The sequence below is a fragment of the Hamadaea sp. NPDC050747 genome (assembly GCF_040654195.1).
Lineage (GTDB): Bacteria > Actinomycetota > Actinomycetes > Mycobacteriales > Micromonosporaceae > Hamadaea.
The window spans coordinates 223,501-240,091 of the sequence record NZ_JBFAHM010000013.1 but is presented as its reverse complement, the minus strand read 5'-3'; the positions used below and the strand labels follow the sequence as shown (position 1 = coordinate 240,091).

Here is a 16,591-nt window from a genome sequence, read left to right as displayed (position 1 = left end):
TAGAGTACGCGATCTGTTTTCGTGATTGGTTGTGTGCCTTGAATCACGGACATCTCGGGCAATCTGCCGGGACAATACGGGCGCCCGTCGTTCCGGGGAGACATTTTGGCTGGTCAGGGGCTACGTCGCGGGCTTGGCTGACTGCCGGTCATGCACTAGAAACGCAGGCGCCGGTCGATGACCGGTGAACGCTCCGGTCCCGCCGAGCCCTGCCCGGCCGGGCGTTGACCCCCAGCACAGCACCGGGCAGGGGTGGGGGACCCACTGACGCCTCGCTGTCCCAGCCGGGCGTCGGCCTCGTCCGCACGAGGCTCGGGGTGAAGCCGCCCTCCAGCGGCCGGGCAACCTTCCGCGCCCGAACCCGACAGCTCACCTCACAGGCGTGCTGAAGGGAACCCCCATGCGGTACTCCTCCTGGGAGCGTGCTCGAAGTCTCCTGTTCGGCAGCCACCGGCGTCGCCTGGTCACCGTCGGAGCGGCGGCGGTCACGGCCGCGGCCGTCGGCATTCCCGCCCTCGCGGCGGGGCCGCACCCGACGCCCACCGGCCTGACGGCTCCGGCGCTCTCGGTGCTTGCCTCTGCGTCGTCGTCCTCGCCCACGCCTCCGGCGTCTCCCTCGGTGTCCGCGTCTCCAACTCCGTCCGCCTCTGCGTCCGCGCCTGCCTCGAAGCCGGCGGCCCCCAGGAAGGCGACGGCTACCGCGACGGCGGCGACCAAGGCGGCGATCGTCCTGCGCGAGGTGGCGAAGCTCAAGGGTTCGCCCTACGTGTTCGGCGCGACCGGGCCACGCACCTTCGACTGCGCCGGGCTCACTCAGTTCGTGTACGCCAAGATCGGCGTCAAGCTCGTCAACTACGTGCCGACGCAGCTGGCCAAGGCGAAGGTCGTCCCCCACTCGAAGCAGCGCCCCGGCGACCTCATCTTCTTCCTGAGCGGCGACTTCGCTTACCACGTCGGCATCTACGCCGGGAACCACAAGATGTGGGACGCCCCGACCGAGGGGCAGGCCGTCGGCCTGCACGAGATCTGGGACGACGGGTACGTCGTCGGTCAGTTTTACTGATTTTTCGGCCGAGGTCCGGCTCGTCCGATCGGAGGAGTACGCCGAACGGGCGGGCCGGACGACTTCTGTGGGCTGTGTCACCGGCCGAACCGGACATCGCGGCAGGCAATTTCGGACATCGATGCCTGGACCGCTCGGCCGGGGTAGTTTTCCCAGCTGACAGCGCCCTTTCAGGTTCTTGGCGAACTCGCAGGCTCTTGAGTAGAAACGATCCGCCGGTCGGGTTCACCCGGGCGGCGGCGCCGCGGATACGCCGAGTCCCGCCCGTTCGCGGTGCCCACCCCACCGAAGCAGTGGATGGGCGGGAGCGGAGGAACCACCTTCGCCGGACCTGCCCGCAGATCGGTTTTCCAGCTCGGTTCGCCGGCCTGGTTCCCCGGATCGGTTCGCAGGCCGGCTCGGGGTGAAGCCATGCCGTCCCTGGACGCCGTGGCCGGGCCACCTTCCCGCCCGAACCCGACAGCTCACTTCGCAGGCGTGCCGGAAGGACGACGATGAAGTCACAGCTCAGGCGGCGTACCGCCGGACTCGTGCTGGCCGTCGGCACGGGCATCCTGGCCGGGACGCTGACGGGAACCCCTACTCAAGCCTCCTCGGTGGACTCGGCCACTGCCCCGACTACCACCGCCCAGGCCACCACCGCCCCGGCGACCGGCGTCGGCGCGGCCGACACGGTCGTGACGGAGAACGCGGTCACCGCCACGAGCGCGACCGCGATGAGCACGACCGCCGCGACCTTCACCGTCGCGCCGACCGCCGTCAGTTCCCGGGCGGCCAAGGCCGCGAAGGTGATCGCGCTGGCGAAGCAGTACAGCGGCCGTCCGTACCGCTGGGGCGCCGCCGGACCCAAGCGGTTCGACTGCACCGGGTACACGAAGTTCATCTACAAGAAGGTCGGCGTCAAGCTCCCCCACAGCGGCGCCCAGGGCAAGAAGGGGAAGAAGGTCTCCCGGGCCAAGGCGCTCCCCGGTGACCTGGTGATCTTCCGCAACTCCAGCGGCCGCGTCTACCACGTCGGCATCTACGCCGGCGGCAACAAGATGTACGACGCCCCGACCTACGGCAAGAAGACCGGCCTGCACCGCATCTGGAGCAAAAAGGTCGAGTTCCGCCGGGTGTTGTTCTAGACCTCTCACCCATCCCCTGAAAGCAGCCGGGCCCGCACCAGTGGTGCGGGCCTTGCTGTGCCGGGGACGCTTAACTCGTGCTTAACGAGCGGTAATGGCATCGGTGACGGTGATGTCGGAAACCGGACCATGTTGATCTTCATAGGGCCCCTCCACCCGAACGTACCTCTCGTGACCTGGCCAAACGGGGAGGGCTCGGGGCGTCGGGAGCGTCGATTTTGGTTGACGGTGGAGGGAAGTGGAGTAAAGTGGGGCCCACTGGTGGGGCTGGGAGGCCCGGCCGGCCGGGGGAGCGGCTCGCCGCGAACGAGCTGATCCCGTCTGCGTCATCGGGGGGTGGGGCCGATGTTTCTCGGCACGCATACCCCTCGCCTGGACGACAAGGGCCGGTTGATCCTTCCGGCGAAGTTCCGGGACGAGCTGGCGGGAGGTGTCGTGATCACTAAAGGGCAGGAGCGCTGTCTCTACGTGTTCCCGGTCGCCGAGTTCCAGCGATACGCCGCCGAGCAGTCGGCCCGTCCGATGAGTGACAAGGCGGCCCGGGCCTACACCCGGGTGCTGTTCTCCGGCGCTCACGACGAGGTCCCCGACAAACAGGGCCGGGTCACCATTCCGCCGACGCTCCGAGCGTACGCGGGACTGGAGCGAGACCTGGTGGTGATCGGCGCGAGCACTCGTGTCGAGATCTGGGACAACGCCGCCTGGGAGGCGTACCTCGCCGAGAGCGAGGAGGCCTTCTCGGACGTCGACACCGCCGGTGACGCCGGCCTGCCGACGGAGGCGGGGTGACGCCGGCCAGACGGTGAGCGCCAGGCGCCTGGAAGCGATGCCGCGAACATCGCAGCACCGGGCACGAAACCGGCGTACCGCGAGATCTCCAGCCGCTTGTCGGCTCCTGGCGCCACTTCCCCGGCGCCAGGCGTACTGCTCTCTCGAACCCCTTGGGAACGGGGAACAAGAGGTGCGAGAAGCGGATGGGGATCTGGCGGTACGCCGGGATCAACGAGAGCAGAACAGCAGGGGGTCGAGATGCAGCAGCCGCGGGGCAAGCACGTGCCCGTCCTGCTCGAACGCTGCCTCGACCTGCTGGCTCCCGCGCTCACCGTCGACCGCGCCCAGCGGGCCGGCGGCCGGACCTACCACGTCGACGCGACCCTCGGCCTGGGCGGCCACGCCGAAGCCGTGCTCCAACGCCACCCCGAGACGGTTCTCATCGGACTCGACCGGGACACCGAGGCGCTGGAGCACTCCCGGCGGCGGCTGGCTCCCTTCGCCGACCGCGTTCATCTGGTGCACGCCGTGTATGACGAGCTTCCGCGCGTCCTGCGGGATCTCCGGATCGCCCGGATCGACTCGATCCTGTTCGACCTGGGCGTCTCCTCGTTGCAGCTCGACGAGGCGGACCGGGGTTTCGCGTACGCGCAGGACGCCCCGCTCGACATGCGGATGGACCAGACCCGGGGCATGACGGCCGAGCAGGTGGTCAACACCTACGACGCCGGTCAGCTGGCCCGGGTGCTGCGGGTCTACGGCGAGGAGAAGTTCGCGTCCCGGATCGCGGCATCGATCCTCAAGGAACGGGCGAAAGGCCCGCTCACCAGCTCGGCTCGGTTGGCTGAACTGGTTCGCGACGCCATCCCGGCGGCCGCCCGGCGTACCGGGGGACATCCGGCGAAGCGGACCTTCCAGGCCCTGCGCATCGAGGTGAATCGGGAACTGGTGGTGCTGGAGGCGGCACTGCCCGCGGCGCTGGACGTTTTAACGCCTGGTGGCCGGATCGTGGTCATGTCCTACCACTCGCTGGAGGACCGGATCACCAAGCAAGCGTTCGCAGCGCGGGCGCGGTCCACCGGGCCGGTCGACCTACCGGTCGAGCTACCCGGCACCGGACCGACCTTGCGGCTGCTGACCAGGGGGGCGGAGCTGCCCAGCGAGTCCGAGGTCGCGGAGAACCCGCGGGCCGCCTCGGTTCGCCTGCGGGCGGCAGAGAAGATCGGGGGAGAGGCATGAGCAACTCCAACGCGGCGCGGGCGCCGCGCGACGACGACCGTCGGCTCGACCGGGGTCGGGCCGAGGGCCGGGGGGAGACCGGGCGGAGCACGCCGGAGCGGCCGAAGCTGCGGCTGGCGCCGCCGATGCCGGTGTCCGGTCCGCGGGTGCCGTTCGTCGTGATGATCGTGGTCCTGGTGATGGCCGGGGTCGTGGGCATCCTGGCGCTCAACCAGAAGATCAACGAGAACGCGTTCAAGCTCGACAAGCTGCGGGCGGAGCAGGCCCAGCTGGACCGGCAGGAGCAGGACCTCAACCAGCAGATCGCCGCGAAGGAGGCGCCGGGCAACCTGGCGGCTCAGGCTCGCAAGCTGGGCCTGGTCCCGGCGGGCGCGCCGGCCTTCATCCGGCTGCCGGACGGCCGCATCGTCGGCGTTCCGCAGCCGGCCAACGGCGAGCCGGCCATCACCAGCCAGGGGGGCTGATGCCGCAGCAGCGTGGCTCCGACGGACGGGGGTCCGACGGGCAGGGCTTCGGCGACCGTGGGCGCACCGGCAAGTCCGGTGCGCCCACCGGCCGTTCGGGCGGCCAGAACCGCAGCGGACTGGGCCGGGCGCGTGCCTACACCCCCCGCGGCCGCACCGTACGCGAGCAGTCGTCGCTGCGGGTCGTGCCGCCGATCGATCATGAGGAAGAGGAGTCAATCAGGGACTCCCGGACACGCCACGCCGGTGGATCACGACCGAAAGTTCATGATCGCGCGGACAGGGGCGCGAGCGAGCGGGCGAGCGGCGGCCGGGGAGCGAAGCGCCGCGGAGCGCCGGCCGGCCGGCCGGGGCGGCCGAAGGCGGTCAAGGTGCCCAAGCCGCCGCGTCCGGCCAACCCCCAGCGACGGCTGCGCCTGGCGGCCGGGCTCGCGCTGCTCATGTTCACGGCGGTCGGCGTACGCCTCGTCGAGTTGCAGTTCGAGGGCGCGCCCGCGGCGGCGGCTCAGGGCTTGGACCAACGCCTCGAACACCAGACCCTGTACGCGTCCCGGGGCTCCATTTTGGACCGGAACGGCGCGATCATGGTGCACAGCGTCGAGGCGCGTACGGTGTTCGCCGACCCGACGCTGATCGAGGACCCGGCGGGGGCCGCAGCCCGGCTCGCTCCGCTGCTGGGGCGCCCGGTGTCGGAGTTGCTGCCGCTGTTGGAACCGCACAATCAGCCGAACAGCACCAAGCCGCAGAGCTACGAGGTGCTCGCGCAGGGTGTGAGGATCGAGACTGGCGATGCCGTGCGGGCGCTGAACCTCAAGGGCATCGGCGTCGACCGGGCGGATCGGCGCGACGTGCTCAGCCAGGACGTCGCCGCGAACCTCATCGGCTTCACCGGCGAGGACGGCGGGCTGGTCGGTCTGGAGGCGCGCTTCGACGATCTCCTCGCCGGGAAGAACGGCCTGCGCACCTATGAGGTGGGCCGAGGCGATCAGCTCGACAAGGAGATCCCTGGCGGCTACCACAAGACGGTCCCGGCGCGGAACGGCTCGACCCTGCAGCTCACCATCGACCGGGATCTCCAGTACGAGGTCCAGCGCATCCTCACCGCCAAGATGCAGCAGGTCAAGGCGATCTTCGGGAGCGCGACGGTGATCGACGTCAAGACCGGCGAGGTGGTGGCGCAGGCGAGCTGGCCGACCTACGACGCGGCCAACCCGCTGGCGAGCCGCCCGCAGGACCGGGGCGACGTCGCGAGCAACGAACTGGTCGACCCGGGTTCGGTGCACAAGGCGATCGTGCTGGCCGGGGCGCTGGAGGAAGGCGTCATCACGCCGGACTCGACGGTGACGGTCGCGCCGACGATCAAGGTGGCCGACAAGACCTATGAGGACACTCACCCGTTCCCCAGCGGCACGAAGATCACCATGCCGGGGCTGATGGCGTACTCGTCGAACGTGGGCACCATCAAGATCTCGCAGCAGCTGGGCGCGGAGAACCTCTACAAGTACCAGCGCCTGTTCGGGCTCGGGCAGCCCACCGGGATCTCCATCCCGGGCGAGGCCTCCGGGGTCGCCCGGCCGCCGTCGGAGTGGCAGGGGTCGGACTTCGGCTCGATCCCGATCGGCAACGGCGTCTCGGTGACCCCGTTGCAGATGACCGCGGCGTACGCGGCGATCGCGAACGACGGCGTCTGGATCCAGCCGCATCTGGTCAAGAACATCATCGGCCCGGACGGCAAGGTCCAACCGGCCGAGGCGGCGGCCAGCCACCGGGTGATCAGCGCCGAGCACGCCGCTCAGTTGCGGCAGATCATGGAGCCGGTGACGACGGCGCCGGGGGCGACCGCGCGCAGCGCCGCGATCGCGGGTTACCGGGTCGCCGGCAAGACGGGCACCGGGCGCTATTACGCCACGAACGGGTACGGCAAGGGCGAGGTCGCGTCGTTCATCGGCATGGCTCCGGCCGAGTCCCCGCGCTACGTCATCGGCGTGTTCGCGTACACCCCGGGCGGCAACGGCGGCGTGGTCTGCGGTCCGGCCTTCAAAGACATGATGTCCTTCGCGCTCAAGCACTTCGGTGTCGCCCCGAGCGGGGAGAAGCCCCCGACCTTCGTGGCGACCCGCTGACCTCCGGTAGGGTGCTCAAGCGTGCCTGTCAGTCTCCGACCCGCGTCCTGCGAGCCCGTGGCGCTGGCCACCCTGGGTGCGCTGCTCTCGCTCCCGGCCACCGAGCCGGGACCGCTGGTGAGCGGCGTGACGCACGCCAGCGACGAGGTGCTCCCCGGTGATCTCTACGCCGCGTTGCCGGGTTCCCGCCGGCACGGCGCCGAGTTCGTCGGCCAGGCGGCGGAGGCCGGGGCGGTCGCCGTCCTGACCGACGCCGCGGGGGCCGAGGCGGCGGCCGCCGCCGGGCTGCCCGCGCTGATCGTCGACGATCCCCGGGCGGTGCTCGGGCTGGTCGCCGATCGCGTCTACGGCGAACCGAGCCGCGAACTGGTGCTCATCGGCATCACCGGGACCGCCGGGAAGACGTCGACGGCGTACCTGATCGAGTCGGGGCTGCGGGCGGCGGGGCACGTCACCGGCATCATCGGCACCGTGGAGACCCGGCTCGGCGACCTGCGCGTCACGAGCAAACGCACCACGCCCGAGGCGACCGACCTCCACGCGCTGCTCGCGGTGGCCAAGGAGAACGGGGTCACGGCGGTCGTCATGGAGGTCTCCAGCCACGCGCTGGCCCTCGGCCGGGTCGGCGGCGTCCGCTTCGCGGTGGCCGGCTGGACCAACTTCGGGCTCGACCATCTCGACTTCCACGCCGGCACCGAGGAGTACTTCGCCGCCAAGGCCTCGCTCTTCGACGGCCGCGCCCGGTCCGAGGTGCTCAACCTCGACGACCCCGCGCTCACCCCGCTCCTCAAGCCCTCGACCGTCACCTACTCCGCGTCGGGCGACAGCAAGGCCAGCTGGTACGCGGAAAGCGTCTCCGGCGGCTACGACCAGCAGTTCACGGCGTACGGGCCGGGGGGTGCGCCGGTGCGGGCCGGGGTCGCGTTGGCGGGCCGCCACAACGTGGCCAACGCACTGCTGGCGCTGGCCGCGCTGACCGAGGTCGGAGTGGACCCGCAGACGGCCGCCGACGGCATCGCCGCGTGTCCCGGCGTACCGGGGCGGTTGGAGCGGGTGCCGAGCCCCGCGAACTCCCGCCGGGACGTCGTCGGCGTGGTCGACTACGCGCACAAGCCGGACGCGATCGTGGCCGCGTTGAAGGCGCTACGCGAACTGGCGGACTACCGGAGCGGGCGGCTCATCTGCGTCATCGGCGCGGGCGGGGATCGTGACCGGGGCAAGCGCCCGATCATGGGCAAGGCCGCCGCCGACGGCTCTGATCTGCTCATCGTCACCGACGACAATCCGCGGACCGAGGATCCGGCGCAGATCCGGGCCGAGCTCATCGCGGGTGTGCCCACCCCGGCTGAGGTCGTCGAGATCGCCGGGCGTCGGCAGGCGATCGACGAGGCCGTCCGCCGCGCGCGTATGGGAGACGTCATCGCAGTCCTCGGCAAGGGCCATGAGACCGGTCAGGAGGTCGGCACTGAGGTGCTGCCGTTCGACGACCGGGTGGAACTGGCCGACGCACTCACCGCGGCCGCGCTGGCGGACGCCCGGGAGGGGGAGCCGGCATGATCCGGATGACGCTGGCCGAGATCGCCTCGGCCGTCGGCGGCACGCTCAGCGAGGCAGACTCCGAGACCGCGGTGACCGGCCCGGTCGAGTACGACACCCGCCGGGATCTGACCGGCGGCCTGTTCGTCGCGTTCCCCGGGGCCAACGTCGACGGGCACGACTTCGCCGCCCGCGCGGTGGCCGACGGGGCCACGGCGGTCCTCGGCACCCGCGCCGTCCCAGGCGTTCCCATGGTGCTGGTCGACGACGCGCTGACGGCGATCGGACGACTGGCGCGCGCGGTGCTCGACCGGCTGCCGCAGCTCACCGTCATCGGGATCACCGGCTCGTCCGGCAAGACGAGCACCAAGGACATGATCGGCCAGCTGCTGTCGCGCCTCGGCCCGACGGTCGCCCCGCCCGGCACGTTCAACAACGAACTCGGCCTCCCGCATACCGCCCTCATGGCCGATGAGCAGACCCGCTTCCTCGTCCTGGAGATGGGCGCGCGCGGGCCGGGTCACCTGACCTACCTCTGCGGCATCGCCCCGCCCAAGATCGGCGTGGTGATCAACGTAGGCGTCGCGCACATCGGCGAGTTCGGGTCGCAGGACAAGATCGCCGAGGCCAAGGGCGAACTGGTCGAGGCGTTGCCCGCCGACGGCGTGGCGATCCTCAACGTCGACGACCCCAGGGTGGCGGCGATGGCGTCGCGCACCCGCGCTCAGGTCGTCGGAGTGGGCACGTCTGAGCTGTCCGTGGTACGCGCCGACGACGTCACCCTCGACGGGCTCGGGCGTCCGGCGTACAAGCTGATCTGGCCGGAAGGCGAGACGGCCGTGACCCTGACCGTGGCCGGCGCCCACCAGGTGGGCAACTCGCTGGCCGCGGCGGCCGTGGCGCGAGCGGCTGGGATGACCGTGACCGAGTGTGGCGATGGGCTGTCCACGTTGCGCGCGGTCTCCAGCCGAAGGATGGATGTCTTCGACCGTGCCGACGGTGTCACGGTGATCGACGACTCGTACAACGCCAATCCGGCCTCGACCGCCGCCGCGCTGCGCGCGCTGGCCGCCCTGGGCAGCGCCCCGGACGGACCCGCCCGCCGCACGGTGGCGGTGCTGGGTTATCACGCCGAACTCGGCGAGCACGAGCGATCCGGGCACGAAGAGGTGGGCCGGATCGCCGCCGAGACGGACGTGAGCCTGCTGGTCGTGGTCGGCGACAACGCCGCGCCGATTCGCGACGGAGCGACGGCGGTGGCGCGATGGGGAGGAGACTCGGTGCTGGTCAGCGATCAGGACGCGGCCGTCGCGCTGCTCGGGGAGCGGCTGCGCCCCGGCGACGTCGTGCTGGTGAAGGGCTCGCGCTATCGGACGTGGCAAGTCGTCGACGCGCTGCGCGCGCCGGCTGAGGAGGCCACCGCATGAGCGGCCGGAGGCCGATCATCGGCAAGCGCAGTCTTTCTCAGGCGGTCGCCGGCCGTAGGACGGTGACCGCATGAGCGGCCGGAGGTCGATCATCGGCAAGCGCAGTCTTTCTCAGGCGGTCGCCGGCCGTAGGACGGTGACCGCATGAGCGGCCGGAGGTCGATCATCGGCAAGCGCAGTTTTTCTCAGGCGGTCGCCGGCCGTAGGACGGTGACCGCATGAGGGCGGTTTTCGTCGCCATCATCGTGGCGTTCGCGGTCTCCTTGTTCGGTACGCCGCTGGCCATCCGCGCGTTCACCCGGCTCAAGGCGGGTCAGCCGATCCGCTCCGATGGACCGCAGATGCACCAGACCAAGAAGGGCACCCCCACGATGGGTGGCGTCGTCTTCATCGTCTCGACCGTCATCGCGTACGTCGCCGGGCACATCGCCCTGATCACCCTGCCCAAGGCGCAGATCGGCCAGGTCCGCCCGACCATCACCGGCCTGGTCCTGCTCGGGCTGTTCGTGTTCTGCGGCGCGGTCGGCTTCATCGACGACTTCCTCAAGGTACGCAAGCGCAACAGCGAAGGCCTCAAGGAACGCGGCAAGCTCCTCGGCCAGCTGATCGTCGGCGTGGTCTTCGGCGTCATCGCGATCTGGCCGATCGACGCGTTCAAGAGCACCAACCAGCAGACCGTGGCCAGCACGAAGCTGTCGTTCATCCGCGACATCGACTGGCTGGAGCTCGGCCGGATCGGCGCCATCATCGTCTTCGTCCTGGTCATCCTCGCGGCCAGCAACGGCGTCAACCTCACCGACGGTCTCGACGGTCTCGCCACCGGCGCCTCGTTCATGGTCCTGTCGGCGTACGCGTTCATCGGGTTCTGGCAGTACCGGCACTGGTGCGCCGACCCCGCGTACAAGTCGGGCTACTGCTACATGGTCCGAGACCCGCTGGAGATAGCCATGATCGGGGCGGCTGCCGCGGCGGCCTGCGTCGGCTTCCTGTGGTGGAACGCGTACCCGGCCCGGATCTTCATGGGCGACACCGGCGCGCTCGGCCTGGGCGGCCTGGTCGGCGGCCTGGCCGTCTCCACCCGCACCACGTTGCTGCTGCCGATCCTGGGCGCGTTGTTCGTCATCGTCACGATGAGCGTGATCATCCAGCGGATCTCCTACAAGACCACCGGTAAACGGGTCTTCCGCATGTCACCTCTCCAGCATCATTTCGAATTAGTGGGCTGGAGCGAGGTCAACATCGTGATCCGCTTCTGGATCATCGCCGGCATCGGCGTGGCGGTCGCGCTGGGCATCTTCTACGCCGACTTCCTGAGCGCGGTCAGCTGATGAGTTCCTTCGACGACCGTGCCGTGCTCGTGGTCGGCTCCGGCACCGCCGGGGCCGCGAGCGCCCGGGCGCTGCTCAAGCACGGGGCGCGGGTCACGGTCGTCGACCAGAAGCCGACGGCCGCTCTCTCGGCGCTGGGCGATCTCGGCGCTCGGATCGTCGTCTCCGACGCTGCGGGCTCGGTGGATTCGGGACTCTTGTCCGGAGTATCGGATGTCGTGGTCTCGCCGGGCGTGCCGCCGTACCACCCGCTCGCTGCCGCAGCGGTGGCGGCGGGAATCGACGTCTACTCCGAACCCGAACTGGCCTGGCGGCTGCGGGGCCCGGGCGCGCCCGCCTGGCTGGCCCTGACCGGCACCAACGGCAAGACGACCACGGTCACGATGCTCGAGGCGATCCTGCGGGCCGCCGGGCATCGGACCGGCGCGTTCGGCAACATCGGCGAGCCGCTGGTGGAGTTGCCGGACGGGCTCGACGTGCTCGCCGTCGAACTGTCCAGCTTCCAGCTCCACTGGTCGTCGCGACTGGCGCCGGAGGCGGGGGCGATCCTCAACCTCGCCGACGACCATCTCGAATGGCACGGCGACTTCGACGCGTACGCGGGAGCGAAGGAAGCGATCTGGCGGTCGGCCCGGGCTGGGACCGGAGTCGCCGTGGGCAACGCCGACGACGCCCGCGTCGCCGCCGCACTCCACCGGGCGGGCGGATCCGCGCCGGTCTTCTTCACGCTGGGTACGCCGTCCCCGGCGACCTTCGGTGTGCTGGACGGCTGGCTGACGACACCGGACGGGCAGCCGATCATCGAGGCCGAGCGGATCAAGCCCGCCGGTACGCACAACGTCGCCAACGCGCTCGCCGCCGCCGCGCTGGCCGTGGCGTACGGAGTTCCGGTCGAGGCCATCCGCGACGGGCTCGCCGGATACGTGCCCGAGCCGCATCGGAACGCGTACGTGACGACGGTGGCCGGTGTGACCTATGTGGACGACAGTAAGGCGACCAATCCGCACGCGGCGCTGGCGTCGCTCTCGGCGTACCCGCGGATCGTGTGGGTCGCCGGCGGCCAGCTGAAGGGTGTAGACGTCGACGAGCTGGTCCGGACGGTCGTGCCCCGGTTGACCGGGGCCGTGCTGCTCGGGGTGGACCGCGAGCAGATCGCGGCCGCGTTGGCGCGACACGCGCCCGAGCTCCCCGTCGTCCAGGTCGCCAGGACTGATGATGGAGCGATGGGCGAGGTCGTCGCGGCCGCGGCACAGCTCGCGCAGCCGGGCGACACCGTGCTGCTCGCTCCGGCCGCGGCCAGCAAGGACATGTTCCACGGGTATGACCATCGAGGTTCGGCGTACGCCGCCGCCGTCCGGGCGCTGACCGGCGAGCAAGGCGGCTGAGGGGCGGGCATGACGCAGGCGACCGGCACACCCGATCCGCCATCCCCGGCGGAGGGGACCGGCTCCGCCCGGGGCACGATCCAGGACGCGCGACCGGCCCGGCCGCCCTTCGATCCGCAGCGCACCGTGCTGGCCTTCGTCTCGGCGCTGCGCGGCCTGCTGGACCGGCCGCTGGCCTCGTACTACCTGCTGCTGGCCTGCGTCGGGCTGCTGCTGATCATCGGGCTCACGATGGTCTTCTCGGCGACCGCCGTCACGAACTACAGCAAGGGCCTGAGCCCCTACGGCTCGCTCGTCCAGCAGCTGGCCGCGGCCGCCGTCGGCCTGGTCGCCTTCTGGGTCTGCCAGCGGCTGCCCCGGCGCACCTATCGGGCGGTGGCCCGGCTCCTGCTGATGGTCGCCATCGCGCTTCTGGCCCTGCTGGACCTGATCAACCTCGTCGCCTCGCTGCGCAACCAGTCCACCGCCCAGTGGGGGCCGGTCGAGGCGAGCGGCCTCTGGCTGTCCATCGGCTCGGTCGTCCTCCAGCCCTCCGAGCTGGCCAAGTTCGCCCTGGTCGTGTGGGGCGCCGATGTGCTGGTCCGCAAGGGCGACCGCATCCTCCAGTGGCGAGAGCTGTGGACACCGCTGTTCCCGGCGGTCGGCCTGCTCTTCGTCCTCGTCGGGTACGCCGACCTCGGCACCATGCTCGTGCTGCTGGCGATCTTCGTCGGCATGCTCTTCGTCGCCGGCGTACGCGGGCGGGTGTTCGCCGGGATGCTCGGAGTGGCCCTGCTCGGCATCATCCTGCTCGTCTTCGCCCCCGGCAAGGACTACCGGAAGGACCGGTTCACCGCCTTCCTGGACCCGGCCAACTGCAACAGCAACGAGAACTGCTTCCAGATCAAGCAGGGCTGGTACGCCATCGCCGACGGCAGCTGGTTCGGCGTCGGGCTCGGCAACGGCTCGCTGAAGTGGAACTGGCTGCCCGAGGCGCACAACGACTTCATCTTCGCCGTCATCGCCGAGGAACTCGGGGTCGTCGGCTGCCTGATGGTGGTGACGCTGTTCGCCGTGCTCGCGTACACGGGGCTGCGGATCGCCCGCCGGGTGCCCGACGCCTTCCGCCGGATCGCGGCGGCCGCCGTCACGATCTGGTTCATCAGCCAGGCATTGATCAACATCGGCGGCGTGATCCGGTTGCTGCCGGTCACCGGCCTGGTGCTGCCGTTCATCTCACACGGCGGCAGTGCGCTGGTGGTCTCGCTGGCCGCGGTCGGCATGCTGGCCTCGTTCGCCCGCACCGAACCCGCGGCGGCGGCAGCCCTGCACGCCCGTCCGAGCGGCAAGTGGGTACAGCTACTCTGGGCCCCGTTGCCCGCGATCGCCCGGCGGCACCGCCCGCCGGACGCCGCCACGACATCGGCGCCCACCCCCCGGGCGCCCTCCCGCGCCGAGGCGGGAGCCGGAAGGGGACGGCGAGGCGGCCGCGGGCCGGCCGAGGACTGAGGAGGACAGCGGTGAGTCAGTTGCGTTCGGTGGTGCTGGCCGGTGGAGGCACGGGCGGTCACATCTACCCGCTGCTCGCCTTCGCCGACTGCCTGCGGCGGCACGACCCGGGAATCCGGATCACCTGCCTGGGCACCCCGAAGGGGCTGGAGACCGACCTGATCCCGCCGGCCGGCTACGACCTGCGGCACATCCCGGCCTACCAGCTGCCTCGGTCCATCAACATGAACCTGCTGCGGACGCCCGACCGCATGTACCGCTCGTCGCGGGCGGCCCGGGCGATCCTCGACGAGGTGGACGCGCAGGTCGTCGTCGGCTTCGGCGGCTACGTCAGCGTTCCGGCGTACCTGGCGGCCTGGCGACGGCACACGCCAATCGTCATTCACGAGGTGAACGTCCCCCCGGGCGTGGCGAACAAGCTCGGCATGAAGTTCACCGAGAACGTCGCAGTGGGCTTCCCGCACCAGGTGGTGCAGGCCGAGGCGCTGCGGGAGGCGACCGTCGTGGGCGTACCGCTGCGGCGCTCGATCACCCAGCTCGACCGCCCGGCCATGCAGGCCGCCGCACGCAAGCACTTCGGCCTCGACCTCGACCGGCCGACCCTGTTCGTGTTCGGCGCCTCCCAGGGCGCCCGCTCGATCAACCTGGCCATGGCCGGGGCGGCCCGTGCGATCACCGACGCGGGCATCCAGGTGCTGCACGTCATCGGGGCGCGCAACGACGACGTCGAGATCCCGGCGGGCCTGTCGGCTCCTTACGTCACGGTCAAATTCATCAACGAGATGGAACTCGGGTACGCCGCCGCCGACTTCGTCCTGTGCCGGGGTGGCGCGCTGACCTGCGCCGAGACGGCCGCCCTCGGGGTGCCGGCCGCGTACGTGCCGCTGCCCTACGGCAACGGAGAACAGCGGCGCAACGCTCTACCAGTCGTTGAGGCCGGTGGAGGCCTGATCGTCGACGACGCCGATCTGACTCCAGAGTGGATCGCGCGGACGCTCGTCCCGCTCGTCACCGACCGCCACCGGGTGGCGGCGATGGGGGCGGCCGCGGCCGCGTACGGGCGGCGCGACGGCGACGAGGCCCTGCGGGAGTTCGTCCTGAAGGCGGCGGGAGTGAGGGACTGATGGCAGCAGTGGAGACCGCGAACATGACCCCGGCCGGGGTACTCACGGCCGAGGAGCTCGGCACCGTGCACATGATCGGCGTGGGCGGCGTCGGGATGAGCGGCCTGGCCCGGCTGCTGCTGACCCGGGGCATCCCGGTGACCGGCAGCGAGCTGCGGGAGTGGCCGTCGCTGGCCGGCCTGCGGGCGCTCGGCGGCGTCATCCACATGAAGCACGAGCCGTCCAACTTGGACGGTGTGGACACCGTGGTCTACTCGACCGCCATCCCGGCCGACCATCTGGAGCTGGCCGAGGCCCGGCGACGCGGGCTGCGCGTACTGCACCGGTCCGAGGCGCTGGCCGCGGCGATGACCGGGCGGCGCACCATCGCCGTGGCGGGGACCCACGGCAAGACCACCACGACGTCGATGGCGACGCTGATCCTGCAGCACGCCGGGCTCGACCCGTCGTTCTTCATCGGCGGCGAGGTCGGCGAGGTCGGCTCCAACGGGCACCACGGCTCGGGGGAGTACTTCGTCGCCGAGGCCGACGAGCACGACCGGTCGTTCCTGGTCTACCGGCCGCACGTCTCGATCGTCACCAACATCGACGTCGACCACCTCAACACGTACGGCGACATGGACGGGCTGCGGGCCGGCTTCGCCGAGTTCGCGCGGCTGACCGACGCCGACGGGTTCGTCGTCACCTGCGCCGACGACCCCTACACCCGGGACATGGCCGAGGTGCTGCGCGGCGAGGGCCGGACCGTCTACACCTACGGCGAGGCCGAGGACGCCGACTTCCGGCTCACCGAGATCACCTCCGGCGTCGCCGGGGTCCGCTACTTCGGCTCCCTGGACGGTGAGCCGCTCGGCGAGTTCTCGCTGCCGACCCCTGGCCGCCACCTGGGACTCAACAGCGCGGCCGCGGCGCTCACCGCGCTCAAGCTCGGGGTGCCGGCCAAGACCGTGATCGACGCGCTCGCGGCTTTTCCGGGCGTACGCCGCCGGTTCGAGCTCAAGGGCATCGTCAACGGCGTACGCGTCTACGACGAGTACGCGTACCACCCGACCTCGATGACGGCCGCGCTGAGCACGTTGCGCGAGGTCGCCGGAGCGGGTCGGTTGCTGGTGGTGTTCCAGCCGTACCGGGTCTATCGCACCCGCGACCTGCAGGAGGAGATCGCGACCGCGCTGGCCATCGCCGACGAGGCGATCGTGCTGGAGGTGTTCGGCCCCGGTGAGGTACGGGAGCCGGGCCAGGGCGGGGTGGCGCTGACGGCGGCGATCCCGGTGGCGGAGGAGGCCAAGGTCTTCGTCCCGTCCTGGGAGGACGTGCCCGCCGAGGTGGTCCGCCGGGCCCGGGTCGGCGACGTCGTCGTGACGATGGGCGCGCCGCCGATCTCGCTGATGGGCGACGAGCTGATCGCCGCGTTGCGGGGCGACTCCGACGCCGAACCGCTCGACGGGGGCGGCGGCGGTGGCGGTACGCCCTACCAGGCGCGGCATCTGCGCGCCGAGGCCTGACGGACGGATGG

The 16,591-nt window shown here is 70.9% G+C and carries 12 protein-coding genes, 1 pseudogene and 2 riboswitches; all 13 genes and pseudogenes read left to right on the top strand.

The features are described from left to right. Positions 1-222 precede the first annotated feature (222 nt). A riboswitch (cyclic di-AMP (ydaO/yuaA leader) is annotated at positions 223-395 on the top strand. A gap of 5 nt (positions 396-400) precedes the next feature. The 13 genes and pseudogenes from AB0H43_RS29890 (at position 401) to murC (ending at position 16,580) form a co-directional block, all read left to right on the top strand. Further along, the gene (locus AB0H43_RS29890; protein WP_360004730.1) at positions 401-1,063 is read left to right on the top strand and encodes an NlpC/P60 family protein; all 663 of its coding nucleotides are present in this window, start codon (positions 401-403) and stop codon (positions 1,061-1,063) included. 273 nt (positions 1,064-1,336) lie between these two features. Continuing rightward, positions 1,337-1,555, top strand: a riboswitch (cyclic di-AMP (ydaO/yuaA leader). Positions 1,556-1,557: 2 nt separating this feature from the next. Then, positions 1,558-2,190 (top strand): C40 family peptidase, encoded by a 633-nt coding sequence (locus tag AB0H43_RS29885; RefSeq protein ID WP_360004728.1) that lies wholly within the window; start codon positions 1,558-1,560, stop codon positions 2,188-2,190. Between the two features lie 345 nt (positions 2,191-2,535). Beyond that, entirely contained in the window at positions 2,536-2,979 is a 444-nt protein-coding gene (gene mraZ, locus AB0H43_RS29880) for a division/cell wall cluster transcriptional repressor MraZ (protein ID WP_360004726.1), read from the top strand. A 240-nt stretch (positions 2,980-3,219) separates the two neighbouring features. Next, positions 3,220-4,185 (top strand): annotated as a pseudogene (rsmH, locus tag AB0H43_RS29875) (16S rRNA (cytosine(1402)-N(4))-methyltransferase RsmH); the annotation flags it as partial. An 11-nt stretch (positions 4,186-4,196) separates the two neighbouring features. Beyond that, positions 4,197-4,664 (top strand): hypothetical protein, encoded by a 468-nt coding sequence (locus AB0H43_RS29870; RefSeq protein WP_360004724.1) that lies wholly within the window; start codon positions 4,197-4,199, stop codon positions 4,662-4,664. Next, positions 4,664-6,787 carry a penicillin-binding protein 2 gene (locus AB0H43_RS29865; protein WP_360004722.1) on the top strand — a complete coding sequence of 708 codons (2,124 nt, stop codon included), beginning with the start codon at positions 4,664-4,666 and terminating at the stop codon, positions 6,785-6,787. The genes AB0H43_RS29870 and AB0H43_RS29865 overlap by 1 nt, the downstream gene beginning before the upstream one ends. Positions 6,788-6,844: 57 nt before the next feature. Continuing rightward, positions 6,845-8,344, top strand: a complete 1,500-nt coding sequence (locus AB0H43_RS29860) for a UDP-N-acetylmuramoyl-L-alanyl-D-glutamate--2,6-diaminopimelate ligase (protein WP_360004816.1) — start codon at positions 6,845-6,847, stop codon at positions 8,342-8,344. Further along, a complete protein-coding gene (gene murF, locus AB0H43_RS29855; protein WP_360004720.1) occupies positions 8,341-9,750 on the top strand; it encodes a UDP-N-acetylmuramoyl-tripeptide--D-alanyl-D-alanine ligase in 1,410 nt (469 codons plus the stop codon). Before AB0H43_RS29860 ends, murF begins: the two co-directional genes overlap by 4 nt. 218 nt (positions 9,751-9,968) lie before the next feature. Next, positions 9,969-11,078 (top strand): phospho-N-acetylmuramoyl-pentapeptide-transferase, encoded by a 1,110-nt coding sequence (mraY, locus tag AB0H43_RS29850; protein ID WP_360004718.1) that lies wholly within the window; start codon positions 9,969-9,971, stop codon positions 11,076-11,078. Continuing rightward, the gene (gene murD, locus AB0H43_RS29845; RefSeq protein WP_360004716.1) at positions 11,078-12,463 is read left to right on the top strand and encodes a UDP-N-acetylmuramoyl-L-alanine--D-glutamate ligase; all 1,386 of its coding nucleotides are present in this window, start codon (positions 11,078-11,080) and stop codon (positions 12,461-12,463) included. Before mraY ends, murD begins: the two co-directional genes overlap by 1 nt. A gap of 9 nt (positions 12,464-12,472) precedes the next feature. Continuing rightward, on the top strand, positions 12,473-13,951 hold the full coding sequence (locus AB0H43_RS29840; RefSeq protein WP_360004714.1) for a putative peptidoglycan glycosyltransferase FtsW: 1,479 nt from the start codon (positions 12,473-12,475) through the stop codon (positions 13,949-13,951). 11 nt (positions 13,952-13,962) lie between these two features. Next, positions 13,963-15,075: an undecaprenyldiphospho-muramoylpentapeptide beta-N-acetylglucosaminyltransferase gene (murG, locus tag AB0H43_RS29835; protein ID WP_360004712.1), complete on the top strand. Its 1,113-nt coding sequence runs from the start codon at positions 13,963-13,965 to the stop codon at positions 15,073-15,075. After that, positions 15,075-16,580 (top strand): UDP-N-acetylmuramate--L-alanine ligase, encoded by a 1,506-nt coding sequence (gene murC, locus AB0H43_RS29830; RefSeq protein WP_360004710.1) that lies wholly within the window; start codon positions 15,075-15,077, stop codon positions 16,578-16,580. Before murG ends, murC begins: the two co-directional genes overlap by 1 nt. Positions 16,581-16,591: the final 11 nt, after the last annotated feature.